Below are 24552 nucleotides of genomic sequence, written 5' to 3' on the forward strand. Positions count from 1 at the left end.
TTTCGTTATTTCTGTATTTTTGTAACTATGCTATCACAGACAGAGGAAAATTATTTAAAGAGCTTACTGCACCTGACGGTTGAAGACGACAGGAAAGAAGCAGGCACCAATGAGCTGGCCGCCTACCTGAGCGTAAAACCAGCCTCTGTTAACGACATGCTTAAAAAGCTGAAGGAGAAGGAATTAGTGCTTTACGAGAAATATGGCAAGATCACGCTTACGGCAGAGGGCCGGAAAAAAGCGATTGAGGTAGTACGCAAACATCGTTTATGGGAAACCTTTTTATATGAGAAGCTGTCTTTTTCCTGGGATGAGGTGCATGAAGTGGCGGAGCAGCTGGAACATATACAAAGCACCAAGCTGGTGGATAAGCTGGATGAATTTTTGAATTACCCCTTATATGACCCGCATGGCGACGCCATTCCCAATGCCAAAGGAGAATTGCCCACCACCTGGAAAAAAACGCTTGATGAGGAAGAAATAGGGCATAACTGCACCATGATTGCCGTAAAGGACAATTCAGCACCCTTCCTGCAATATGTGAACAGGATCGGGTTAAGCATCAATCACAAAATTAAGGTGATAGCCAAACATGCCTATGATGAGCTGATGGATATAGAGGTAAACGGTAAGGTTTGTAGTGTAAGCCCCCGTTTTGCCAAAAACATCGTTATTATCTGCAATGATTGTTCAAAGAAGCCAGCCTTAAAACATCCTACGCATTAGTGTTTAGCAGCATCTGCCGGCACAACCTGCATTAATCCCTGCTGGTTTTTTATCTGCAGGTATGGGTTCCTGTATTTTTCTATGAACTGTTTTTTAGCATCCCGGCAGGAAGATACTGCGCCGATGAATTTTAAAGTTCTTATATAATACCACGCAAAGTCTATTTGACCGGGTAAGAAACCGGAGCGGGCACTGGCGGGGTACAAATGATGGTTATTATGCCACTCACCTGCCACAATACCGGGCCACCACTGGTTAATGGATTTATCGTCTTCATTAAAATCAGTACCTACCACCTGCTTGTTCTCTCCTTTACCATGGCCTTCATAGTTAAAGGTCCTTACACCTACTGCCCATACAAAAGCGCCGGCAAATAAGGCTGCTACCAGGTAAAAACCGCCAATCAGGTAAAACACCGTGAACCAGAAGATCCAGCTGGCAACCGTAGCAATCACCGTTTTCAGCGGTGAGGCAACAGAGCCCCATTTTAAATACTGCTGGTAAGAATTGGCTTTTACACCTGTATGCTCCAGCATTTTTGCTGTGCGGGCATAATCCTCCTCACTCAGGTTCTTGGCAATGGGCTGGTGATTTACATCGGCCAGGAAGCAGTATAAAAAGCCGCCTTCTGCATTATACGGATCACCGGGTTTATCAGATAATGAATGGTGTACGTGGTGCGATACTACATACAGCTCCTCCGGTATCATCTTAACCACCAGGTTGGCTGTTATAAACCGCCAGAAATTATTACGGAAAGTATAGGCCTGGTGCGTACAATAACGGTGGTACCAGATGGTGCCATGTGTGCCCATGAATACCATTCCATATACAAATGCTGCTGCCAGGTACCATGGATTAAAATCATTTATTTCCATGGCAATGAAAATGAACAGGAAGGGCGCCAGCGACAGGGTACATAACCAGGAGAAAAATGGCATCCAGTTCTTAGCGGAGGCAAAAATGTTAAGCCTGCTAAAGAACTGGGAAAAAATTTGTTTGGGACTGGGTTTGTAAAAAGATCCCTGGCTGTCTTTCCAGCCATAGTCAGGTGTCTCAAGTACATTTTCTATAAATGACATATTTGGAATAGTTTTAATAAATTTTACCCCGTATTGCTTTCTGGATCGTTAAACAAATTTTTCAGATGGATGCTGAAGTGTGAAAGCCGGCCCCTGAGACATTCGTCTTCGAAAGAAATTGCTGTTGTAAACAGCATATTCCCGACGGCCCTAAGGTGAGACGATGATTGTACCTTAACAGTTAAAAAGTAAATCCAAGTGTTGTAGGTTGTTATCAAAAGAATCAGGCACGAATATATGAAATATATTGAAAATATTTTGTTAAAGTTAGAAATTGAAATACAGCAAGTTGTGCATTGCGGTAAGATGCCTATATTTGCAACACTTATATTCCTCTTTTCACATACCTTGAATTGCGGCATTTAATCTACGTGGAGATAAGATCATAAGCCTAAGCACGTAATAGCTTTCTTTGGCAGCTCATTTGCTGGGGACAATACGATGGCTATTAATCAGCTAACCTGAACAGTACAATCTATGCAACGCTCCATTATTACCGGCACGGGCGCCTACATCCCGTCTGTTGTTAAGAATAATAAAGAATTTGAATCCGGCAGCTTTTATACGGACAAACATGAGCTGATCGATCAGCCCTCGCTACAGATCATCAAAAAGTTCCAGCAAATTACGGGGATCAATGAACGCCGTTATGCGGCGGAGGGTGTTAATGCCTCTGACATGGCTACTCATGCAGGCCGGCTGGCTATTGAAGAAAGCGGTATAACACCTGAATCACTTGACCAGATCATTGTAGCGCATAACTATGGTAATATTAATAATGGCACTTCGCAAACAGATGCGGTGCCCTCGTTAGCATCCAGGGTAAAACATAATCTTGGGATCCGCAATCCCGGCTGTATTGCTTACGATCTTTTATTTGGCTGCCCGGGCTGGCTGCAGGGAGTAATACAGGCCGACATTTGCCTGCGGGCCGGTGCGGCAAAAAAGTGCCTGGTAATTGGCACGGAAACCCTTTCCCGGATGATAGACCGTTATGACCGCGACAGCATGATATTTTCCGATGGGGCAGGCGCCTGCGTTATTGAACAGCAGGAATCAGGCCCTGCCGGCGCCGGTATACTGGCTACCAGCAGCCGGTCAGATTGTTTTGAGGAGCTGGAGTATATTAATTTTGGCGGCTCCTATTTCCCGGATGCGGATAGCCATTCCCGTTATATTAAGATGAAAGGCCGTAAAGTATATGAGTATGCGCTGCGCCATGTACCGGATGCCATGAAGGAGTGCCTGGATAAAAGCGGTATACCTATTGACGGGCTAAAGAAAATATTCATCCACCAGGCCAATGAAAAAATGGACGAGGCTATTGTAAAGGCTTTTTACGGGTTATATGGCATAGAACAGGCGCCGGAATATATTATGCCGATGACCATTCAATGGCTGGGCAACAGCTCCGTAGCCACCATTCCCACCTTATATGACCTGGTGCGCAAGGGCCAGCTGGAACAGCATACGTTAAATACGGGAGATGTAATATTGTTTGCGTCTGTTGGCGCGGGGATGAATATTAATGCGGTTTGTTACCGGTATACGGCGTAGGGGTTTAATAAAAGAATTGCTCTGATATGATCTGACCATCTTTTACTTCATAGAGCATGACCTGGTTAATCTGGATCCTGCCATGTCCCTGCACCGTAATATCTATATCCCTTCCAACTGCAAAATGATTGCCACCCACAACCGGTGCAGTTGTAGAAGCACTATGAACCGCTTCGATCCGTTTCACAAAGTCTTCGCCTTTTTTGCGAACAGGTGCCTTACCTTCTGCATACCCAAAATATGGGGAGCCTGCAGGATCTGTGCTTGTAACATTCTCCGTGAAAAATTCGTCCTGGATCTCAAACCATTTTTCCTGCTGGGCCAGTTCATGGAACCGTGCTGCAACTTCCTGTGTTGTTAGTGTTTTTGTGTTTTGCATTGTTATTGTTTTTTGTGTAATTGATGATGATTAAGAAGGCTGTCCTGTTCCGGTTTCGCAATAGGATTTTAAACTTTTCATAAATAAGGCCCAGTCATAATTACAGGCAGCAAATGTATCTGTAACTGCTTTCCAGCCTCCCTGGCTAAACCGTAATAATGTTTTCCCGTTTTTTTCTTCCAGGTCAAAAGAGATGCTGGTACCAATCCATTCCTCAATTGAATTGATGCATTCCCATGCGGCTCTTTTGTTGGGGACAAGGTCGGTTACCTTCATTTCGTTATAGTATTGTCCAAAGATGAAGATATTCACAAACCCCAGTTCCGGTTTGGCGGTTGTATGCTTACACCACCATGCTTCAATACCTTCCTGTGTGGTAACTGCTTCGTAAATTTTTTCGGGTGTAGCTTTGATCACTACATTATGCCTGATGTCTGCCATAGTTTGAATATTTAATACAAAGCTACTGTCTAAATATTACTTCGGGATGTACCATTTAGACAATTTGGGGGATGGATTTGGACAGTACAATTTCATCTTATCAAGCAATGGAACCTTAACCGGTTTATGACGGATCAGGAAAGGTTCACTGAAATGGTTTAATTTTCAGGTATGATCTACACTGCAGAAACTACTATTCCAAAGTATGCTTTTGAGCCGGATAACGCTACGGGAAACAAATTTTTCCGTATCAATAAAAACGACAGTGTACTGTATTACCGGCGTTCTGACTTCCTGGTGCCGCACCGGAAAGACTATTACTTTTTTGCTTTTGTAAAAAAGGGCAGCAGCCGGCACTGGATAGACATGACCCCTTATACCTTAAAGGATAATACCTTTTACTTTACCGTGCCTTACCAGGTACATTTAAAGGAAGAAACCGCGGCCCTCACAGGCATTACGCTTAGCTTTACCCGGGACTTCCTGGCTACTGATGAAAACGACTTCCTTAAAAACCTGCCCATTATCCAGAACCCTTATAACGGCCATGCGCTGAACCTGAATGAGCCGGACCTGGCTTTTGTGGAGGACATACTGGAAAAGATCTATGCTGAATACCACGCCCAACACGACTGGCAGCATACCATGCTGTTAAGCTATACCAAAGTACTGCTGATCTATTTAAGCCGCTTGTACATGGAGCAGTTCAGCAATGTAAACCAGTTTCCGGAGCGGCTGCTGCTGAAGAAATACCTTTCACATATTGAAGACTCTTATACCCGCCTGCATGAAGTAGCCGCCTATGCGCAGCTGATGAACATTTCCGCCGGGCATTTAAGCGAGGTGGTAAAAGAGCAAAGCGGCAAACCTGCTATTGTACATATCCATGAACGTTTAATCCTGGAAGCCAAAAGGCTGTTGTACCATACCGATCAGTCCATTAAAGAGATTGCCTTTAGCCTGGGATTTGAAGAGGCGTCTTACTTCAATAAATTCTTTAAACGGCTTACCCAGCAAACGCCATTGCAGTACCGGAGCGCCATCCGTGAAATTTACCATTGAAACCATTTGAAGTGCAGTTTTGCCATTACAGGCAGGGATAACTTTGCCCTGTAAATAAAATATATGGAACCGAGCATGAGATATTTTCTTACACAGGAGCATGTTAATGCGAGGTTCCATCTGACCCGTAAAAAAATCAAATATTAACAGATGAAAACAGCACTTATAACAGGCGCAAATAAAAGCATTGGTTTTGAAACTGCCAGGCAATTAGCTGCACAGGGTTATTTTATTTTCCTGGGCAGCAGGGATCTTAAAAATGGAGAGCAGGCAGTGGCACAGCTGAAAGCCGAAGGCTTTGACCAGCTCACACTTGTTCAGCTAAACGTAGCTGATCCTGCATCTGTAAAAGCGGCCCGGGAGCAGGTAGAAAAACAAACTGCTTCTTTGGACCTGCTGATCAATAACGCCGGCATTAGCGGCGGCTTTCCGCAAACGCCTTCTACAACGGAGGTGGCTACTATCCGCGAGGTTTTTGACACCAACTTTTTTGGCGCCATAAACGTTACACAGGTTTTCCTGGATCTCTTGAAAAAATCCCCTGCCCCGCGTATTGTGAATGTAACATCGGGCTTAGGATCGCTTACCTTACACAGTGACCCCAACTGGAAATATTATGCAATAAAAGGCGGCGCTTACGGTCCTTCCAAAACGGCCCTGAATGCGTATACCGTTGCACTGGCTTATGAGCTGCGCGATACTGCCTTTAAAGTAAATGCAGTGGACCCGGGGCATACGGGTACTGATTTTAATAATCACCGCGGCCCTGGCAGCGTGGAGAACGCTGCAAAGATCATTGTTAAATATGCTTTGCTTGATGCAGAGGGCCCTACCGGGAAATACTTCAGCAATGACATGGATGGTGAAGGGGATGAAAGTCCCTGGTGATCACTTGTCCAGCTGGATCCACACCGGCGCATGATCGCTTGATTTTTCCCAGCCGCGTACCTCCTTATCAACACCGGCAGCTTTCAGGCGTTTTTCCAGGTGCGGGCTTAGCAGAAAATGATCAATACGCAAACCGGCATTGCGGTTATAAGCCTGGCGGAAATAATCCCAGAAGGTGTAGATCTTTTCACCGGGATGCAGGGTTCGTATGGCATCAGTCCAGCCCTGCGCTACCAGTTTCTTAAATGCGTCACGCACTTCCGGCAGGAACAGGGCATCATTTACCCAGCTTTCAGGCTTATACACATCCAGCTCAGTAGGCATTACATTATAATCGCCTACCAATACTACCGGTATATCCTGCGCCAGCAGGTCCTTTGCATGTGCATGCAGGCGTTTGAACCAGCTCAGCTTATAGTCGAACTTAGGGCCAGGCGCAGGGTTGCCGTTAGGTAAGTACAAACAGCCTATTAAGATGCCGTTGACAGTGGCTTCTATATAACGGCTATTCACATCGTCCGGGTCGCCGGGCAGCGCCCGCCGCAGCTCCTGGGGTTTTCCGATCTTTGAGAGGATGGCTACACCGGTCCAGCTTTTTTGTCCGTGCCAGATGGCTTCATAACCGGCGTCTGTAATAGCCTGCTCAGGGAATTTTTCCGGGGGCGCTTTTAGCTCCTGCAAACAGGCCACATCGGGCGCGGTTTCTTTTAACCAGCGCAGCAGAACGGGTAAGCGGCCATTGACACCATTAACGTTATAGGTAGCTATTTTCATGATGATGGGTGATGGGATTTATGTGGATCAGTACTTCGAATTTCGTGCCATTGGGTTATAATATTATTGCCTTTCCTTCCACCGGTTCCGACAACACGCTGTAAGTGATCGTTTCCCCGTACGCACCAAACTTATCCAGGATCACATCCAGCTCTGCTCTTGTATTTACCGTTACGCTTACAAAGAAACAATACTCCCCGGTTACGCGTACTATATCTGTTATACCCGCTATTTTTTCTGTTGCTTTTAAAAATGTATCTGTGTAGGCGTGCGGCAGCTTTACGCCTATCAATGCTTTTTCCGTGTATTGCAGGCGCCGGAAATCAATATGGGTACCAAAACCTTTGATGATGCCTGCTTCCTCCATCCGTTTTATTCTTTCGCCTACAGCAGGCGCGGTAAGGCCTATCCGGCGGCCCAGCTCTGCGTTGCTGATGCGTGCGTTCTGCTGCAGTTCATTCAATATAGCTTTATGTAATTCATCCAGCTGCATATAAATTCTTTCGGTTTGTAAGTTTGGCGAAGATATTCCTTTGAATCGAAAGCGGCCTTACGCCCTGCCGGTATTTACTTTGTGCAATGAAAACACTCACGGCTGTGAACACGGCTAACCGTTCTTTCCTGCTGGCCATTTTGGCTATCTGCTTGTTAGCCAGTGGCGGTATTTTTGTCAGGCTCAGCACCTTACCTCCTATTCATACCGGCTTTTACCGGGTATTGTTCTCCGTTTTTCTCCTGTACCCGTTTGTTAAAAGTAAATTACGGCAATTGGATGTAAAAACGATGGTCACTATTATTATAGCAGGGGTATTCCTGGCGCTGGACCTCATACTCTGGAACATCTCCTTTCACCTGACTTCCGTAGCTAATGCCAACCTGTTTGCCAATTTAGTGCCTTTTACCATGATACCGGTGGCGTATTTTGTTTTTAAAGAGCGCTTGCAGCCCCGGTTCTTTTTGGGTGTGGCTACCACTTTAGCAGGGATCTTTTTGCTGGTGTCCGGTAAAATAAATCCTACGTTCAGCAATTATAAAGGCGACCTGCTGGCGTTTGCCACCTCTGTTTTTTATGCGCTGTTCCTGCTAACGGTGTATACTATACGGGATAAGGTGGATGCGCTGACCATTATGTTTATAAGCGCGTTCGGATCCTTGCCGGTATTATTTGGGGCGATGGTTTGGCGAGAGGGGTTTTATGTACCGCAGACGTTTACAGACCTGTACCCGCTGATCTGTTTAGCGGTGTTTTCCCAAATCCTTGGGCAGGGATTGCTGAGCTATTGCATGGGCAAGCTGCCGGTAGCAGTGGCTTCACTGGTGGTGCTTACGCAGCCGCTGGTTGCAGCGGTGTATGCCTATGTACTGTTTCATGAGCGGTTATCATTTGGGGAAATGGCCGGTATGCTGGTGGCTTTAACCGGGATATTTTTTGCGAAGAAATCGTGATGCCAATGGTTAGAGAATGTAAAAATAAAATGCCGCGAAACCAGGTGGGCTTATATCGCGGCATTTTACTTTACATTTATGATTTGAAATTTTACATTCCTTTTAGTCGGCCCTATTTATCCAAATTCCACACCTTCAGCTCATTCAACTCCACACTTCCCTCTTTTGCAAAAGCTGCAAAACCAGTGGCGCCGGGCGCGGGAAAGAGCAAGGTAGTAAGCACCTGCTCCCCATCATTCACAAATACTTCCAGAGATGACTTATCAAACAGCACCTGCAATTTTATTTTATTGTTCACAGGTTGTACCTGCAATTTTTGTACATCGCCAGAAACCTTGCCTTCCTTCATATTTGCCAGGTACAGCTCATGGCTTTGGGTGTTATAACCCAGCACCGTTTCCGTACCGCCGGTTTGCTGCGCTATCTTCAGGCCAAAATCTATTGCAGTGGCGGGGGTAAACTCCGCCTCTATCCAGTTCGTGTTGGTGTTAAAGCTGTTGGCTGTATTTAAAGGCAGCTCCTGGTTATTGATAGTAACATTCTTTTTTACCAGTTTTTTAGCTGCCGGTAATTTATCCAGCGAAGCATTCAGCACTGCTGATGGCTGCTGAAATAAACGTATACCCGCAGGCGTGGTTTTTAACAGCAGGTCCCGGGGAATTGACATTTGCCCGCGCCAGGGAAAGGTGGCTGTTTCAAAAGGCATCAGCCAGCCCACCATGGTCTGGCGGCCCTCCGGCAGGTGATTGTAGGGGATAGCGGCATAAAAGGTTTTGCCATAATCCACGAATAGCTGGCTTTCCGCAGGATTATTATTGGTAAATGTTTTGCCATCAAAATCACCAATGAAGTATTGCATGCCGGTGGCGGCATCCGGGTTGCCGGATGATACCATGAGCAGCCATTTCTTTTTTGAAGGATCACCATCTACGTACAGCGGCGTTAAAGAAGGGCATTCCCAGATCTTGCGCGTATCGCCCTGGCCGCCAAACTCGCTCAACAGCTCCCAGTTTTTCAGGTTCGCAGAACTATAGAACTGTACCTTATGCTCTGCAGGTACAGCTACGGTCATCAGCCATTTGTGCTGGTCTTCCAGCCAGATCACGCTGGGGTCGCGGAAATCTTTTTTATTAATATCTACCACCGGGTTGCCGGAATATTGGGTGTAGGTTAGCCCGCCGTCATTGCTATAAGCAATGAACTGTGATTCCTTTTGCTGTTTGGGCTGATCTGCGGTATAGATGGCTACAATGGGCGCCTTGCCATTCTTACCAAAACCGCTGCTGTTCTGTTTGTCCAATACGGCGGAACCGGAAAAGATCCAGGTGGTGGTATCTTTGCTTTCCATTTCAGGAATGGCTACCGGTAAGTGTTTCCAGTGCAGCAGATCTTTGCTGGTGGCGTGGCCCCAGCTCATATGCCCCCATTTATTTTCAAAGGGATTGTGCTGGTAATACAGGTGGTATACGCCATCCAGGTAGATCAATCCATTGGGATCGTTGGTCCAGTTCTTAGCGGGTGTGAAGTGGTATACCGGGCGCCATTGAGGCGTAGGCGTGGTGGCGTCCTGCGCCTGCAGTAGGGCGGGCAGCAGGCCTACCCCGGCTAACAACATCGAAAAGAGTTTTTTTTTCATAATTTTTTTTTTGTTCCTTTTTGCTTCCCCAAAAAGGAACCAAAAAGGGGACCGCAACCGGTTACCGCCCGGTTGCGGGTTGGTACATTGATTAAGCTTTTTTGCTACTGTGGTGCCAGGCTTTGGAGCCTTGAGCTGCACAGTGTTTTATGATACGTTGTATGTTCATATTTTATGTCGCTTTACCAGCCGGTGTTTTGTTTGTATAAGCCTTTGCTGAAGTTAATCTGGTTCAGCGGTATGGGCAAATATTCATCGCGGCCTTTTTTGAAGAGCGCGTCGTTGAGATGGGCGCTGCGCGTTTTTTCGGTGGTAAAATAGGTGTTTAGATATTCTGCTGCAATGCCCCAGCGTACCAGGTCAAAAAAGCGGTAACCTTCCATGGCAAACTCCAAACGCCGCTCCCAGCGCATGGCCTGGCGGGCAAAATCCTGCGTCCAGGTGCAGTTGATGCCTGGCTGGTAAATACCCATTTTGTAATTGGATGTGAAGCTGCCATTGGATTGTTTTAACAGGCTGGTGCTGGCACCGGCCCTTTGCCGTATGCTGTTGATCAAAGGTAAAGCCTCATTTTGCCGGCCCAGCTCTATCAATGCTTCTGCCTTAAACAGCAGCACATCGGCATAGCGGATCACTTCCCAGTTCTTGGAGCTGGACATAAAAGGCGGCACCTTCTGAAAGGCAGGATCATCCGGCAATACGGCTTCTTTTAAACTTAGGTAGCTGCCATATACCTCTGGTGCGCGTGCCCAGGAACGCTGGTAAATAAACGCAGGATCGTATTTATAAGGATGCTCCGGTATGGCTACGGTATGGTCTAAACGCGGATCAAAGGTGAGGGTCTGGAAATCACTTTCCTTGGTAATGTTCACGTTGTTGAATGTGTTGAACATAGGCAAGCCAAAATTATCTGTCTTAAAAGCATTCACCAGGTTATAGCTGGGAGAGTGAAAGCCGCAGCAGCCAAAATCCTGGTTCATGGGATAATCCAGCGCATGTCCATAATCCAGGCGGCCTTTGGGTGTACCATCGTCTTTGGAATATTGAATGGCAAAAACAGATTCAGGACCGTTCTCATTCTTTGATAAAAAGTTATTGGCAAAATCTGCTGCCAGCTGGTATTTACCGGATGCCATTACTTCATCACAAAGCGCATTTACCTGCTGTAACATAGCGGCATCAATGCCGGTAACAGCATTACTTTCATTCTGCTTATAGGCTGCATACAACAGGGTTTTAGCCAGGTATGCTTTGGCCGCAAACTTATTGGGACGGCCGGTTTCAGGCTGTGTTGCGGGTAAGTTAGCTGCTGCAAAAGTGAAGTCTGCTATGATCTTGCTCCATAGCTCCTGGTCGGTATATACGCGGTTGGAGATGGTATCATAACTTGCCTTGGGCATGGTTTCATCTATGTAAGGCACATGCTTGAAAAGTATTTTCAGTAAAAAGTAAAAGTGGCCGCGCAGGAATTTCATTTCTGCCTGGCGGATGGTTTTATTGGGAAAGGCATCGTCTGTGGCGGTATTCAAACGGCCCAGCGCATCATTGGCCCGGCCTATACACACGTATAAACGGAACCATAACAGGTCAGACGAACCATTGTCTACCCGGTTCAGGGAAAAAGTTTCGTAAAAATGATAGTCGCTGATATCACCGGCGCCATCTCCGCCTTTATACGCATCGCCGCTGCGAATGTTGCCATAAGGCCACATGCTGGAATAAGGCGCGGTGTAGTGATCGTTCCCTAAACCGGCATAAGCGGCCACCACCATCTTTTCCAGGTTCTCCGGCGTATTCAGGTCATCGCCGGAAATTACGGCCTGCGGCGTTTGATCCAGGAACTTGCTGCAGGCGCCCAACAGCAGGCAGCTGCCTATAATTATATATTGAAGGTACTTCATGTTGCTGTGTTTAATAGTTTAAAAGGACAGGTTTAAACCCAGGGTGCCAATTACCGGAATGGGGTAGGCATTGTTCGGGTTTTCAGGATCAGTGGCAGTGAAAGTTTTGCTCTTTATGGTGAACAAATTACTGCCCTGCATATATACCCTGGCCGTTTGTAAACGCTTGCTGAAAAAATGCTGGAAGCTATACCCTACCTGCAGGTTCCGGAGCTTCAGGTAAGAACCGGATTCCAGGAAGTAGGTGGAGGTACGGTTCTCGTTATTACGGTCTACCAGTGTTAAAGCAGGTATGGAAGCATCTGCATGCTGGGGTGTCCAGGCATCCAGCGTACGTGCGCCCCAGTTAGTACCCGGCCATATGGAGGCAAAGTCGGTATAAGTTTTAAAAGTGTTATACACCTGCACGCCCTGGATCCCCTGAAGGAAAAAAGTAAGGTCAAAGTGTTTGTACTCTAAAGACACATTCAAACCATAGGTAAAATCAGGATCGCCTTTACCAATGTAGTTGCGGTCCTTGTCATCCACCACGCCATCGTTGTTCAGGTCTTTATAACGGATGCGGCCCAGGCCTTTGCCTATCTGGTCAGCATAATCATCTACCTCTTTCTGGGAGCGGAACAGGCCATCTGCTATGTAACCGAAGGTGGAGTTAACAGAACGCCCCAGGATGGTTTTATCCTGCCCGTTGCCGGGATAAGAGGTAAGCACCTCTGCCGGCAGCTTTGTAATTTTATTGCGATAGGTGGCTATGTTGCCGGTAACGGTTAAAGCCAGTCCCGGTGCAATGTTGCCGCTATAAGACAGTAATACTTCCAGGCCTTTGTTCTGCATAGAGGCGCCGTTCACGAATTTGGTGCCGCCCTCCCCAATCACCGCCAGGTAAGCCGGGCTAATGAGGATGTCGGATGTTTTCTTAATAAAATAATCCACGGAACCACTGAGGCGGTTATCGAACAAACCAAAGTCCAGCCCAAAGTTTGACTGTACCGTGCTTTCCCATTTCAGCGCGGGATTGCCCTGCTGTATCAGGGTATAACCGGATGGCAGCTGCCCGGAGCCTGCGCCGCCAAGATCATATGCGCTGCCGCTATCAAAATCCCAGGTAGGATCTATGCCATAAATAGCGGAGTATAAAGTATTGGTAGCATTGTTGGCAATTTCCTGGTTACCGGTTTTACCCCAGCCGTAACGCAGCTTCAGGTCAGAGATAAAGGCTACATTATTCTTGATGAAATTTTCTTCGCTCACGCGCCAGCCCAGTGATACGGCGGGGAACATACCAAAGCGGTTCTCTTTCCCAAAACGGGAAGAGCCATCACGGCGGAGGGTAACAGATGCCAGGTACCTGTTATCATAAGAATAGTTAACCTTACCAAAATAGGATAACAACGTATACCCGCTGCCGGTACCGCCGTTATCCTTGTTGGTGGAGCCTGCGTTCAGGTAGGAATAGTCAATATTCTCCAGCGCATACCCTTGCCGGCTGGCGTAAAAGTTCTGCGCCATATATTTGATCTGCTCCTCGCCCAGCAGGAAATCCAGGTGGTGTTTTTGCAGCGTTACATCGTAGGTAAGGGTATTTTGCCATACCCAGTTACCGTTGTAGTCCTGCGAGGTTTGGGAAAAATTCGTTTTATCTGACAGGAAACCGGAGGTATAAGATTTGCGCAGCGTACGCTGGTAGGTACCGTTATAGTCTATACCATAGCTGCTTTTAAAATGCAGGTTGGGAATAATTTCCAGGTCGGCGTAAGCATTGCCGAAAATGCGGTAAAAGTTGCTTTTGTTCTGCCGGTTATCTTCGATCAGGCGTACGGGATTCTGACGGTCCGTCATGCCAGGTGCAGGGCCGCCCCAGCCGCCATCCACGGTATGTATAGGTACAACCGGCTGTTGCACCAGCGCGGTAAATAAAATGTCGGACGAAGGGACCAGCGCATCTTTTATATAGGATGCGGAAAGGTTCTCTCCTATTCTTAAGCGGCCGTTAAAAAATGAATAATCGGTATTAAAACGGGCCGTGATCTTTTGCTGGTTCGTAGCTTTTACAATGCCTTTATTGTTGTACATGCCTACGGAGAAAAACGAGTTGCCTCTTTCGCTGCCGTTGGCAATGGAGATGTTATAATTCTGCAGCAGGGAGGTTTGCGCAATCTGGTCGTACCAATAGGTATCTGCCGGGTGCATGGTTTTAGCGGCATCAATAAATTCCGGCAGGTTTATTTTATTCAGCACCGGGTTATTGTAATCGCCGTTCCAGTCGTACTGGTAGATCTGGTTGTTGTTGGGATCTACATGGTCATTCACCGCTGCCTGCCAGTAGGCGCGGCCACGGCCATCTGTATTCAGGGTTTTTAGCTTTGTGCTGTAATACTGCAAAGAGGAAGAGGCATCCACATTAATGCGGCTGTAACCTTTTTTGGCTCTTTTGGTAGTAACAATAATAACGCCGTTGGCTGCACGTGAACCGTAGATGGTTGCGGCAGATGCATCTTTCAATACCTGTATGGATTCAATGTCGCTCTGGTTCAGCTCCTGCAGCCCTCTTTTGGTGGGGATACCATCTATTACATACAGCGGATCATTATTACCCAGGGTACCTATACCGCGTATACGTACGGTGGCGCTGCTGTTAGGATCACCGCTGGTGGTAATGAATACGCCGGGAACGCGCCCCTGTAAGGCTTTTACAGGATTGCCCAACGGAATATCCTTGATCTCTTTTACATCCACTACAGATACCGCGCCGGTAAGGTCTGCCTTTTTCTGGGTTTGATAGCCGGTTACAATTACCTGGTTAAGGTCTGTGGCATTTTCTTCCATTTGTATAGACAGTACAGTGCCGCCTTCCCCTGCTTTTTGTGAAACAGGCTTCATGCCGATGTAGGAGAAGTTCAGCACTTCATCCGGCGCAGCCTGTATGGTAAAGTTACCACTGGCATTGGTGATGGTATTGCGGTTGCCTGCCTGCACGGTTACACCGGGTAAGGGCATGCCGCCTTGTTTGCCGGTAACCGTACCGGTGATGTTGCGCTGTTGTGCCAGCCCCCAAAGACTGCATAACAGCAACGATGTTAAGTATAACAACTTTTTCATAATGGGAATTTGTGTGATTGTAAACAGTTGTTTTCGTGATTGTCCCTGGTGATCTATAAACTGTATTGTGGAATTTTAAGCAGGGTGGTTATTTCCGCCGGATCGTATTCCGGGCAGCCGCCTGGCCGCGATGCTACCAGCGCGCCCAGCGCATTGGCATAGGCCAGGCTGTAAGCGGGTGTGCAGCTATTGAGCTGGCAGCTGAGAAAGCCCGCCAGGAAAGCATCGCCGCTGCCAATAGTATCTGCTACGGTTACCGGCTGCACCTCCTGATAGTAGAACTGCTGCTGTATATATCCCATACAGCCTTTGCTGCCCAGCGTTACAATAATGGTATCTATATTAAAGCGGGCAGCCAGTGCCTGTATGCGTGTTTCGTTATTATCATAGCTGCCGTACCAGGCGCTGATCAGCTGCAGCTCTGCTACATTCAGCTTCAGCAGCTGGCAGTGCTGCAGCAGCCATTCCAGCGTTTCCGGTGTATACCAGGGTGCGCGCAGGTTAATGTCCAGCACTTTTTGCGCTTTTGTTTGCAGGGCTTTGTCCAGTGTTTCGCGGGAGGCTGCATGGCGCGCCATCAGGCTGCCAAATACTACATATTGCAGGTGTGGCTGCTGTAACAGGTTTTCCAGCTGCGCATTCCAGCTGATATGATCCCAGGCCACGGGGTGCAGGATATCATACTGCATATCGTTCCGGGCATCCATCCAGGCATTTACCTTACCGGTGGCATAAGTACTATCCTGCTGCACATAAGCAGTGCTGAGCTGCATTTTTTCCATGAGCTGCAGCAGGCGTTTGCCATGATCATCGTTCCCAATGCGGGATACCATGGCCACCTGCTGTGAGAGTTTTTGCAGGTGATAGGCTACGTTCAGCGGCGCACCGCCGGGCAGCTCTTTATCCGGCAGCACATCCCACAGTATTTCTCCCAGGCAAACGATATTGTGCTTTATCATAAGGTTTTAGTTTTAAAGGTTCCGTTAATGCACTACCATGCTTACTTCTATCTGTTCCAGGGTTTGGCCTTTGGTTTCCGGCATCCATTTCCATACAAATAATAATTGCAGCACCATCATCAAACAGAAGAAAAGGAAAATGTGCCCGCCGCCGATATGGCTGGCCAGGTAAGGAAATGTGAAGGCTATCACTGCTGCCATGATCCAGTGCGTAAAGCTGCCAATAGTTTGTCCTTTGGCGCGTACCTGGTTAGGGAAGATCTCTGAAATAAACACCCAGATAACCGCGCCCTGTGAAAAGGCAAAAAAGGCAATGTAGATGAGCAGGTAGGACACCACTGCAATGCCGCCGGTATGCCGGTAAAAGGAAATGGCTACCAGCCCCAGGGTGGCAATCAACCCCACAGTGCCAATAAGCATGAGCTGCCTGCGGCCTATGCGGTCAATAAAACGTATAGCGGTTAACGTGAAAATGAAATTCACGATGCCGATACCCACTGTTGATAATAAGGAAGACCCTGCGCCTAAACCTGACATTTCAAAAATGCGGGGCGCATAATATATAATGGCGTTTATTCCGGATACCTGGTTAAACATGGCAAACAATACGGCCAGCATAATGGGCGTACGGTATTTGCCGGAGAACAGCTTTTCTTTGGGCGCACCTGCCACCATCTGCTGCGATTGCCGGATGGTAATCATATCCTGCTCATAACCGGCAGGGTTAATGATCTGCAGGGTTTTCACGGCCGCAGCTTCTTCTTTACCCTGCAGCAATAACCAGCGCGGGCTTTCCGGTACCCAGCGCAATAACAGCAGGAACAATGCTGCAGGAAAAGCCTGTATGCCCAGCATCAGCCGCCAGGCATTTTCCCCGCCCTGTCCGCCAATAAGGTAATTGGATAAATAAGATACCAGGATGCCAAATACTACATTGAACTGGAACAGCGCTACCATGCGGCCACGGTACTGCGCGGGTGATACTTCTGAAATATATACCGGCGCTGTTACGGAGGATGCGCCTACTCCCAGCCCGCCTACAAAACGGCATAACAGGAACAGGTACCAGTTAGTTGCCATGGCCGTACCTACTGCAGAAACCAGGTACACAATGGCTACCAGTAATAAGGTAGCCCGGCGGCCCAGCTTATCAGAAGGGGTGCTGCCACCCAGGGCGCCCAGCACCGTACCTATTAAAGCAATGGATACAGTAAAGCCATGCTGCATTTCTGATAAATGCCAGTATTGCTGAATATCCTGCTCCGCCCCGGAGATCACCGCCGTATCAAATCCGAATAAAAAACCGCCCAGTGCTACTACAAAGGCCCAGAAAAAAACAATGTTGCTATTCATCCTTTTGGTTGTTTTTATTTTAAGGCAGGATGGGAACCTTACATGCTTTTTTCCTGTGGAAGAAGAAATCAGCCTTGTCCGGTTTCATAACGCAGATCCTGTTAATGCTTCAAACCTAGCCCTTTTCCCAGGCGGCGGCATTACAGGATAGCTTCCAATGCTTTTGAAATTGTAACAGGAGTGAATTTTGCATTTGTTGTTAATAACCAGCTAATTATAAATGCTTGTAAAAATATTATCCGGGGTAGTTTTTCAATTTTGTATCATTGTTTTTAGAAATTAGCACCAGGTTGCCATCTTTAGATTACCCGCCACGTTATATGTCATGTTAAGAACATTCCTGTTTTTTTGCTGTTTATGGGGGCTGTTATGCGGCATTAGCTGCCGGCAGGAAACAGCGCCGAAATACCGCATCGGGTTTTCCCAATGTACCGGTAACGACGACTGGCGCCGGAACATGCTGACGGAAATGAAAAGGGAACTTTTCTACCATCCGGAAATGCAGCTATTATATAAGGATGCGGAAAGCGACAGCAAGCGGCAGGTGCAGCAGATCAGGGAGCTGCTGGCGCAAAAAATGGATATACTGCTGGTATCCCCCAATGAAGCTACTCCCCTGGCGCCGGTAATTGCGGAAGTATATAATAAAGGTATACCCGTGATTATCCTGGACCGCAAAGCAGCTACTGACTCTTTTACTGCTTACATTGGCGGTGATAATTATAATATAGGAAAGCTGGCGGCAGAATATATTGCCGGGCAGTTGGGTGGCAAAGGCCGTATTATAGAAGTAACCGGGTTAAGAGGATCTTCCCCCACCATAGAAAGGCACCAGGGTTTTCATGATGCGCTGGTACGCTACCCCGGCCTGCACATGATAGCCACGCTGGAAGGCAGCTGGGTGGCGGATAAAACACAAGCTGCAGCTGCGCAGCATGATTCCGCCTTACGGCAGGCCGATGTGGTATTTGCCCAGAACGATGTAATGGCGTATAGCATGTACCGTTATTGCCGGGCAAAGGGATTAACTAATACCCGGTTTATTGGCGTAGATGCATCGCCCTACCCGGATGCCGGTATAGACCTGGTATCCCGTAGGATCTTAAGCGCATCGCTGCTGTATCCCAGCGGCGGTAAAGAAGCCATTAGCATGGCGGCCGATATTTTAGCCGGTAAAAAAGTACCCCGCAGCACATTACTGCAAACCGTGCTGATAGACAGCAGCAATGTAAAGCTGATGCGCTTACAGATAGATAAGATACAGGCGCAGCACCAGGAAATAGAGCAGCAGCAATCGCTGTTGCAGGAACAGCGCTCCCTGTACCAGGACCAGCAGCACCTGCTGCGCATTGTGGCTACTACCCTCTGCATTGCTTTTTTACTGGGCATTGTGCTGTTCTTTATACTGCGCACCAACCGCCGCATTAACCACCAGCTGAAACAGCAGCGGGATGAAATACTGCAGCAGCGCGACCGCTTAGTGGAAATGACAGCTAAGGCGCAGGAAGCCACGGAAGCGAAGTTTGCTTTTTTTACCAATGTATCCCACGAGTTCCGCACCCCGCTAACACTGATACAGGCCCCACTGGAAAGCCTGATGGGCGGGCGGCAGTTCTCCGCCACGCAAAAACACCAGCTGGAGCTGATGCACCGCAACGTGATACGGTTAATGCGGCTGGTGAACCAGCTGCTGGAATTCCGCCGTATTGAAAGCGGCAAGCTGCAGCTAAGAGTAGCAGAGCAGGACCTGCAGGTTTTTATGATGGATATTATGGAAGCCTATAAAAGCATTGCGGTAAAAAAACATATTGACTTCCGCCTTATTAACCGGCAGCCGGGCATTAAAGCCTGGTTTGACCAACACCTGTTTGACCGCGTGTTATACAACCTGCTTTCCAATGCTTTTAAATTCACCAGCGATTATGGTAAGGTGCATATATACCTGGAAAAACCGGAGCAGGCCGGCGAGGTGATCATCCGCATTGAGGATAATGGCGCAGGTATGGACGAAGCCACGCTGGCACATGCCTTTGAGCTGTTTTATCAAAGCCGGGAAACCGCGCATAAAGGCACAGGCATAGGGCTGGCGCTGAGCCGGGAGATCATTTCCCTGCACCACGGCACTATTAGCTTAAAAAGCACCAGAGGTACCGGTACTACTTTTACCCTTACGCTGCCCGCCAGCAGTACGCCTTTTGAACCGGAAGAGATCCAGCAGGAAGCAGAAAGCATGAATGTGCTGAACCACTCCCTGTTCAATTACCTGGAAGAACCGGAAGAGCAGCTGCCGGCTACCACTAATACCGGCGAACACCTGCATTCTATATTGATCATTGAAGACCACCCGGACCTGAACAGCTTCCTGGCAAGCTACCTGGGCGGGCTATACGAAGTTTTTCATGCAGTTAATGGTGCAGATGGTTTGCAGCTGGCCTTTCAGCACATACCTGACCTGATCCTCTGCGATATTATGATGCCGGAGATGGATGGCATACAGGTGCTGGAAACCCTGAAAAAAGACATCCGTACCTCGCACATACCGGTTATACTGCTCAGCGCCAACAGCAGTGAGGAGCAGCGCATAAAAGGCATGCAGCACAATGCAGATGCCTATATCAGCAAACCCTTTAACCTGCAATACCTGGCAGAGAACATCAGCAGCATCCTGAATAACCGCGCGCTGCTGAAAGACCATTACATTGCGGAGCCGGAAACCCGGGTGCATACGCCCCAGTCTAATAAGCCGGACCGCAAGTTTGTAAATGATTTCACGGCTATTGTTGAAAATAACCTGGGCAATGACCAATTTGGGGTGGATGATATTTGCCAGCAGCTATCCATTTCCAAAATGCAATTATACCGCAAGGTGAAGCAGCTGCTGAACTGTAATGTGAATGATTACATACTGGATACCCGTGTTAAAAAAGCTAAGTACCTGCTGGTAAATTCCCAGCAGTCTGTTTCGGAAATTGCCTATGCCTGCGGCTTTTCATCGCCCGCATATTTTTCAACGGTATTTAAGGCGCGCAGTCAGCAAACACCTAAAACCTTCCGGGAGCAGGTGAATAAGAAACCGGATGTGTAGAGCAGCTGTAATTACGCCATTACAGATCTTTGAGCATGGGCGGCCTGCTGTGTTACAGCCTGCTTACTTTTAAGTTTCCGGAAATACGTATACGAAACCGTTAAAATGCCCAGGAAGATGAGCGGATCAATAATGAAGATAATACCATCGCCCACAGAGAAATGCGCAATGGCAGCAGATGCCAGCGTAATGGCAAAACCTGCGTAGGCAAATTCTTTTGCCTTTGATGGTATGCCGGGAATTAATAAGGCCAGCACCCCTAATGCTTTAGCAATGGAAAGCTCTATCCGCATATAATCCGGCAGGCCCAGATGTTTGAAGGGCCCTTCTGTACGGTATACTTCCGGTCCTATGGGAACTTTGAGATTAAAATTAATAACGCTGTATACCATTACGGTGCAGATGATGCCCGTGGTGATCCAGTAAATGCGCTTGTCCTTTTTCATGATGTACTGTTTATACATAGGACAGCGCAGCTATTCATCCTGTGACAGCCTCTTAAAACGTTTCAGCTTTTCCGGGTTGGTTTGTATGTAAATGTTTTTGATCTGCTCCCCTTCCAACTCGATGGATACAATGCTTACGGCCGATGTACCTGAATAGGAAATGATAGAAGGCAAGCCATTAGCCATGGTTATTTCGCGGAAAATCTCCGGCATATCGCGGTAGTATACAGGTACTACGCCTTTCAGCAGCCTGATCACATTTTCCTTACCGTAAATGGGATTTAAAGGAGCGGTAAGACGTTTGCGGTTAAGCGCGGTTACGGTGCCGCCACCATCGGCAAACAGGGTAATATCTTCTTTCAGCAGCTGCACCAGCTCTTCCACCCTGCCTTCTGAAGCAGCCAGCAAAAAGTTCTGCAGTATTTTTTCATGGGCTTTAATATCTACTTCAAAACGGCGGGTTTCCTTGCCCAGGTTATCTTTGGCGCGTTTCAGGATCTGCCGGCAGTTATCTTCTGATCTGTCAAAGATCTCTGCCAGCTCATAATAGTCGTAGGCAAATACTTCTTTTAACAGGAAAATGGCCCTTTCCTGCGGAGTGAGCTTTTCCAGCAGCACCATCATCCCAATAGACAATGCATGGTACATTTCCACCTGCCGGTAAGCAGGGTGTGTGGCATACTGCTGCAGCGGCTCCGGCAGCCAGATGCCAATATATTCTTCCCGCTTTAAACGTGCGCTGTGCAGGTAATTAATACTTTTATTGGTGATCATTTTTACCAGGTAGGCTTTGCGGTGGCGTACATCCTCCACCGGCATTTCCATCCATTTCAGGAAGGTGTCCTGCACCAGGTCCTCCGCTGCATCCACATTGCCCAGCATGTTATAGGCGATGGAAAACAGCAGGTTTTTGTATTCAAGAAAAGTTGCTGCCCTGTAGTCCATAATTTAATTACTGCATTGGTACAAAAGTAAGACAGCATAACCAGCTGTTTTGTGACAACTTGTTTGTTATTCCTGGCAAGAGTTTTTAACTTCCCCCTTCAACCTATATTAAATACGTAAACCATGAGAAAGATTGTACTGGACTTAGCAGTTACCTTAGACGGTTTTATTGAAGGCCCCAACGGGGAAATTGACTGGTGTATAATGGATGGCGATATTATGGACGGGGAATCCGGTTTTGGCGCTTTCCTGAACAGTATTGACGCCATTTTTTACGGACGCGTAAGCTATGATCTGTGGGGGCAGTTCCAGCCGGACAGCAATGCAGCAGCGGCGGAGCAGCAGCTGTGGCAAACGGTGCACAGCAAAAAGAAATACGTGTTCTCCCACCAACCGAAAGATGATGGTAAAGCCACTTACATTCATGGGGACATTGCAGCGCAGGTAGCTGCTATCAAACAACAGCCAGGCAAAAACATCTGGTTATACGGTGGTGGTAAGCTGATCACAACGTTTATAGCGCAGGGTTTGATAGATGTGTACCGGCTGGCAGTGCATCCCGTGCTGCTGGGCGAAGGCAAACCGCTTTTTTCCGGTTTTAAGAACCGTGTGGGGCTTAGTTTAATAAACAGCACCTCTCATAAATCAGGTGTGGTTTTACTGGAATATGCAGCGGTGAAATAAATGCGTTTCCACCCCCCTGATTTGTCGGTTTCTCCCCGCCTGCGTGGTATATGCAATCCGTAGTTTTGTAAAAACATAAAACATATGAGAAAGCTTATACTGAAAGTGTCTATGTCTGTTGATGGCTTTATGGCCGGGCCTAATGGGGAAATGGACTGGTTCTTTAAAAGCAGGAGCGAGGAAGGCGCCGCCTGGCTGACGGACACGCTATGGCAGATGGGCCTTCATATTATGGGCAGCCGCACCTTTTATACTATGGCGTCGCACTGGCCTTTTTCCAAAGATGCTGTTGCGGAGCCTATGAACGCTATTCCCAAAGTAGTATTCACCAGCAAAGATAAACTTGACCTGCAAGCCAAGGGATTAAACGCACAGGCTTTGAAAGATGCTAACGCTTCACCGGATGCCCACACCTGGGCTGAAGCACAAATAGCCAATGGCGGCCTGGCTGAAGAAATTAAAAAGCTGAAACAACAACCGGGGAAAGATATACTGGCACAGGGCGGCGCCAGTTTTGTAGAAAGCCTGGTAGCCACCGGTTTAATTGATGAATACCGCCTGGTAATACATCCGGTAGTGCTGGGGACCGGCTTACCCGTATTTTCTAAATTGCCCAAGCCCACGGATCTGCAGCTGGTGGAGCATATTCCATTTAAGGCCGGCACTGTGGTGCACATTTACCGCGCCCTGGGTAATTAATAATGAATAATTAACATAGTAAACGTTGAATGCAGGAGATCGCTGCATTCAACGTTTACGTTTGGGGCTTTGTGGTTTGGGCTTTTAGCTAAATTATTTTATTCCCCTAAAATTGCCTTAAAATAGTAATATCCTACCGCGATGGTATGGCATGGATCAATTCAGCAGGGTAAAGGTTTTCTTCGCTTTCTCTTCCCCGTTAATAATAACAGACAGTTCATGCGGGCCTGCATAAAACGTACGGGTGGTAATAAGTTTAAAGGATTGTTTTCTGCTGATCACGCATTTTTCGCCGGGTGCATAGGGCCGTTCGCTGATCTTAAATACTTTACGGGCCAGCTGCCCGTTGGCTTTATTGTAGTACAGTCCATATTCCAGGCGTACAGTTTGCTGTGCGGTAAACCCGTTGGTTACTGCAAAAGAAAATTCCACGCTGCCGCCTATTTTTACTTTGGGGGTCATGATCTTAAAATCTGCCAGTATAATGTGCTTACTCTCCAGGCCATAGTGGCGCAGCATTTCCGCATGCCCTTTTTTTAACAGGCTGCGGCTGCCGTGTTTAATAATGGCATCTGTTTCTTTGCTGATGCCTTTCCATTGCCGGGCAATTTCCATTACAATATCCGGGTGGTCTTTGGAAATATCATTGAGGTTGTTGGCCACACTTCTTCTTACCCATTCATGCGGATCATTTTTCAGGTTATTCAGCAGCGGTAAAATAGCGGCCGGGTGTTTCTTCAGCTCCGGGATAGCCATTGCCCAGGGCAGGCGCGGACGGCTGCCTTCACTGGCAAAACGCCTTACCTTATGGTTTTCATGTAATGACCATTCCGTCATCTGGTTGATCATACGCTGGCCGTATTTTAAAATAAAAGGCCGCACGGCAAATTCACAGCTTACAAACTGTGTTAACCATTCAAAGGCTTTTGCGGCATGTTCAAAATCATCCAGCCCATAGGTTTCTATATAATCCGGGAAGAACATGTAGGCCAGGCTATCCTCTCCCACCCCATCTTTACGGAGCTGTGTTATGATCTTTTCAATGGACTTCACTGCTTTGGGAAAACCCTTTGGCAAAAATTCGTGCAGGGTACGGGTAGTGTGTTTCATGCGGTCCTTCCATTCCATTTCACTAAACCCGTTGCCTAACGCCTGTTTTACAAATTGTTTTTTATTGAAGTCCGGCAGCACCTTTTCCACGGAGGTTGCAAACTTATTATAAAAGCCCTGCGAGTAAATATCCTTGATCAATGCCATGATATGTAGTTGTATAGTTTGCAAAAGTAACATTTCCCGGCTGACCGCCCTGCCACCCGGCAGATTTTCCCAATTAGATAAGTTATTCTCCCGATTGCGTAAACTTTCCTTGCCTGCATACCTGATTTTTGCG

Annotated in this window: 21 protein-coding genes; 8 read left to right on the plus strand and 13 right to left on the minus strand. The window is 47.5% G+C overall.

Annotated features, from left to right (window positions below):
• Positions 1-27 precede the first annotated feature (27 nt).
• Complete coding sequence (locus tag KVT36_RS00985; protein ID WP_217601635.1) at positions 28-726, plus strand: metal-dependent transcriptional regulator; 699 nt, start codon at positions 28-30, stop codon at positions 724-726.
• Here KVT36_RS00985 and KVT36_RS00990 read toward each other — a convergent pair.
• Entirely contained in the window at positions 723-1808 is a 1086-nt protein-coding gene (locus KVT36_RS00990) for a fatty acid desaturase (RefSeq protein WP_217601636.1), read from the minus strand. The genes KVT36_RS00985 and KVT36_RS00990 overlap by 4 nt on opposite strands.
• Before the next feature lie 477 nt (positions 1809-2285).
• Here KVT36_RS00990 and KVT36_RS00995 point away from each other — a divergent pair, with 477 nt between their 5' ends.
• Positions 2286-3365 carry a 3-oxoacyl-ACP synthase III family protein gene (locus KVT36_RS00995; protein ID WP_217601637.1) on the plus strand — a complete coding sequence of 360 codons (1080 nt, stop codon included), beginning with the start codon at positions 2286-2288 and terminating at the stop codon, positions 3363-3365.
• Between the two features lie 4 nt (positions 3366-3369).
• Here KVT36_RS00995 and KVT36_RS01000 read toward each other — a convergent pair whose 3' ends face one another.
• Together KVT36_RS01000 and KVT36_RS01005 are read right to left on the minus strand one after the other, a co-directional pair.
• Positions 3370-3744 (minus strand): nuclear transport factor 2 family protein, encoded by a 375-nt coding sequence (locus KVT36_RS01000; RefSeq protein WP_217601638.1) that lies wholly within the window; start codon positions 3742-3744, stop codon positions 3370-3372.
• Between the two features lie 30 nt (positions 3745-3774).
• Positions 3775-4185, minus strand: coding sequence for an SRPBCC domain-containing protein (locus KVT36_RS01005; RefSeq protein WP_217601639.1), 411 nt, complete (start codon positions 4183-4185; stop codon positions 3775-3777).
• Between the two features lie 171 nt (positions 4186-4356).
• On the opposite strand from KVT36_RS01005, the gene KVT36_RS01010 reads away from it, so the two are divergent.
• On the plus strand, positions 4357-5247 hold the full coding sequence (locus tag KVT36_RS01010; protein ID WP_217601640.1) for a helix-turn-helix transcriptional regulator: 891 nt from the start codon (positions 4357-4359) through the stop codon (positions 5245-5247).
• A 150-nt stretch (positions 5248-5397) separates the two neighbouring features.
• Positions 5398-6135 carry an SDR family oxidoreductase gene (locus KVT36_RS01015; RefSeq protein ID WP_217601641.1) on the plus strand — a complete coding sequence of 246 codons (738 nt, stop codon included), beginning with the start codon at positions 5398-5400 and terminating at the stop codon, positions 6133-6135.
• On the opposite strand, the gene xth is transcribed toward KVT36_RS01015, so the two are convergent.
• On the minus strand, positions 6136-6909 hold the full coding sequence (gene xth / locus KVT36_RS01020; protein WP_217601642.1) for an exodeoxyribonuclease III: 774 nt from the start codon (positions 6907-6909) through the stop codon (positions 6136-6138).
• Positions 6910-6964: 55 nt separating this feature from the next.
• On the minus strand, positions 6965-7402 hold the full coding sequence (locus KVT36_RS01025) for an Lrp/AsnC family transcriptional regulator (RefSeq protein ID WP_217601643.1): 438 nt from the start codon (positions 7400-7402) through the stop codon (positions 6965-6967).
• A gap of 86 nt (positions 7403-7488) precedes the next feature.
• Between KVT36_RS01025 and KVT36_RS01030 the strand changes: the two genes are divergently transcribed.
• A complete protein-coding gene (locus KVT36_RS01030) occupies positions 7489-8355 on the plus strand; it encodes a DMT family transporter (RefSeq protein ID WP_217601644.1) in 867 nt (288 codons plus the stop codon).
• Between the two features lie 112 nt (positions 8356-8467).
• On the opposite strand, the gene KVT36_RS01035 is transcribed toward KVT36_RS01030, so the two are convergent.
• The 5 genes from KVT36_RS01035 to KVT36_RS01055 form a co-directional block, all read right to left on the minus strand.
• Entirely contained in the window at positions 8468-9991 is a 1524-nt protein-coding gene (locus KVT36_RS01035) for a glycoside hydrolase family 32 protein (protein WP_217601645.1), read from the minus strand.
• A 182-nt stretch (positions 9992-10173) separates the two neighbouring features.
• Positions 10174-11892: a RagB/SusD family nutrient uptake outer membrane protein gene (locus KVT36_RS01040; protein WP_217601646.1), complete on the minus strand. Its 1719-nt coding sequence runs from the start codon at positions 11890-11892 to the stop codon at positions 10174-10176.
• Between the two features lie 18 nt (positions 11893-11910).
• Positions 11911-14991 carry a TonB-dependent receptor gene (locus KVT36_RS01045; protein ID WP_217601647.1) on the minus strand — a complete coding sequence of 1027 codons (3081 nt, stop codon included), beginning with the start codon at positions 14989-14991 and terminating at the stop codon, positions 11911-11913.
• A gap of 53 nt (positions 14992-15044) precedes the next feature.
• Positions 15045-15950, minus strand: a complete 906-nt coding sequence (locus KVT36_RS01050) for a carbohydrate kinase (protein WP_217601648.1) — start codon at positions 15948-15950, stop codon at positions 15045-15047.
• A 24-nt stretch (positions 15951-15974) separates the two neighbouring features.
• Positions 15975-17375 (minus strand): sugar porter family MFS transporter, encoded by a 1401-nt coding sequence (locus KVT36_RS01055; RefSeq protein ID WP_256449935.1) that lies wholly within the window; start codon positions 17373-17375, stop codon positions 15975-15977.
• Positions 17376-17628: 253 nt separating this feature from the next.
• Between KVT36_RS01055 and KVT36_RS01060 the strand changes: the two genes are divergently transcribed.
• Positions 17629-20388, plus strand: coding sequence for a substrate-binding domain-containing protein (locus tag KVT36_RS01060; RefSeq protein WP_217601650.1), 2760 nt, complete (start codon positions 17629-17631; stop codon positions 20386-20388).
• A gap of 11 nt (positions 20389-20399) precedes the next feature.
• Here the strand turns inward: KVT36_RS01060 and KVT36_RS01065 are convergent, their stop codons facing one another.
• Together KVT36_RS01065 and KVT36_RS01070 are read right to left on the minus strand one after the other, a co-directional pair.
• Positions 20400-20834 (minus strand): DoxX family protein, encoded by a 435-nt coding sequence (locus KVT36_RS01065; protein ID WP_217601651.1) that lies wholly within the window; start codon positions 20832-20834, stop codon positions 20400-20402.
• Between the two features lie 30 nt (positions 20835-20864).
• Entirely contained in the window at positions 20865-21779 is a 915-nt protein-coding gene (locus KVT36_RS01070; RefSeq protein ID WP_217601652.1) for a sigma-70 family RNA polymerase sigma factor, read from the minus strand.
• A 123-nt stretch (positions 21780-21902) separates the two neighbouring features.
• Between KVT36_RS01070 and KVT36_RS01075 the strand changes: the two genes are divergently transcribed.
• Positions 21903-22463 carry a dihydrofolate reductase family protein gene (locus KVT36_RS01075; protein WP_217601653.1) on the plus strand — a complete coding sequence of 187 codons (561 nt, stop codon included), beginning with the start codon at positions 21903-21905 and terminating at the stop codon, positions 22461-22463.
• Between the two features lie 84 nt (positions 22464-22547).
• Complete coding sequence (locus KVT36_RS01080; protein WP_217601654.1) at positions 22548-23162, plus strand: dihydrofolate reductase family protein; 615 nt, start codon at positions 22548-22550, stop codon at positions 23160-23162.
• A gap of 156 nt (positions 23163-23318) precedes the next feature.
• Here KVT36_RS01080 and KVT36_RS01085 read toward each other — a convergent pair whose 3' ends face one another.
• Entirely contained in the window at positions 23319-24419 is a 1101-nt protein-coding gene (locus tag KVT36_RS01085; RefSeq protein WP_217601655.1) for a DNA alkylation repair protein, read from the minus strand.
• Positions 24420-24552 lie beyond the last annotated feature (133 nt).

The sequence above is a fragment of the Chitinophaga sp. GbtcB8 genome (assembly GCF_019091455.1).
Taxonomy (GTDB): Bacteria; Bacteroidota; Bacteroidia; order Chitinophagales; family Chitinophagaceae; genus Chitinophaga.

What these genes read in the sequence shown, in the direction of transcription:
- xth (WP_217601642.1), bottom strand. Translation starts at nt 6,909, where the DNA reads ATGAAAATAGCTACCTATAACGTTAATGGTGTCAATGGCCGCTTACCC.
- KVT36_RS01080 (WP_217601654.1), top strand. Translation starts at nt 22,548, where the DNA reads ATGAGAAAGCTTATACTGAAAGTGTCTATGTCTGTTGATGGCTTTATG.
- KVT36_RS01070 (WP_217601652.1), bottom strand. Translation starts at nt 21,779, where the DNA reads ATGGACTACAGGGCAGCAACTTTTCTTGAATACAAAAACCTGCTGTTT.
- KVT36_RS01060 (WP_217601650.1), top strand. Translation starts at nt 17,629, where the DNA reads ATGTTAAGAACATTCCTGTTTTTTTGCTGTTTATGGGGGCTGTTATGC.
- KVT36_RS01085 (WP_217601655.1), bottom strand. Translation starts at nt 24,419, where the DNA reads ATGGCATTGATCAAGGATATTTACTCGCAGGGCTTTTATAATAAGTTT.
- KVT36_RS01040 (WP_217601646.1), bottom strand. Translation starts at nt 11,892, where the DNA reads ATGAAGTACCTTCAATATATAATTATAGGCAGCTGCCTGCTGTTGGGC.
- KVT36_RS01025 (WP_217601643.1), bottom strand. Translation starts at nt 7,402, where the DNA reads ATGCAGCTGGATGAATTACATAAAGCTATATTGAATGAACTGCAGCAG.
- KVT36_RS01035 (WP_217601645.1), bottom strand. Translation starts at nt 9,991, where the DNA reads ATGAAAAAAAAACTCTTTTCGATGTTGTTAGCCGGGGTAGGCCTGCTG.
- KVT36_RS01045 (WP_217601647.1), bottom strand. Translation starts at nt 14,991, where the DNA reads ATGAAAAAGTTGTTATACTTAACATCGTTGCTGTTATGCAGTCTTTGG.
- KVT36_RS00985 (WP_217601635.1), top strand. Translation starts at nt 28, where the DNA reads ATGCTATCACAGACAGAGGAAAATTATTTAAAGAGCTTACTGCACCTG.
- KVT36_RS01010 (WP_217601640.1), top strand. Translation starts at nt 4,357, where the DNA reads ATGATCTACACTGCAGAAACTACTATTCCAAAGTATGCTTTTGAGCCG.
- KVT36_RS01065 (WP_217601651.1), bottom strand. Translation starts at nt 20,834, where the DNA reads ATGAAAAAGGACAAGCGCATTTACTGGATCACCACGGGCATCATCTGC.
- KVT36_RS00995 (WP_217601637.1), top strand. Translation starts at nt 2,286, where the DNA reads ATGCAACGCTCCATTATTACCGGCACGGGCGCCTACATCCCGTCTGTT.
- KVT36_RS01075 (WP_217601653.1), top strand. Translation starts at nt 21,903, where the DNA reads ATGAGAAAGATTGTACTGGACTTAGCAGTTACCTTAGACGGTTTTATT.
- KVT36_RS01030 (WP_217601644.1), top strand. Translation starts at nt 7,489, where the DNA reads ATGAAAACACTCACGGCTGTGAACACGGCTAACCGTTCTTTCCTGCTG.
- KVT36_RS01050 (WP_217601648.1), bottom strand. Translation starts at nt 15,950, where the DNA reads ATGATAAAGCACAATATCGTTTGCCTGGGAGAAATACTGTGGGATGTG.
- KVT36_RS01015 (WP_217601641.1), top strand. Translation starts at nt 5,398, where the DNA reads ATGAAAACAGCACTTATAACAGGCGCAAATAAAAGCATTGGTTTTGAA.
- KVT36_RS00990 (WP_217601636.1), bottom strand. Translation starts at nt 1,808, where the DNA reads ATGTCATTTATAGAAAATGTACTTGAGACACCTGACTATGGCTGGAAA.
- KVT36_RS01005 (WP_217601639.1), bottom strand. Translation starts at nt 4,185, where the DNA reads ATGGCAGACATCAGGCATAATGTAGTGATCAAAGCTACACCCGAAAAA.
- KVT36_RS01000 (WP_217601638.1), bottom strand. Translation starts at nt 3,744, where the DNA reads ATGCAAAACACAAAAACACTAACAACACAGGAAGTTGCAGCACGGTTC.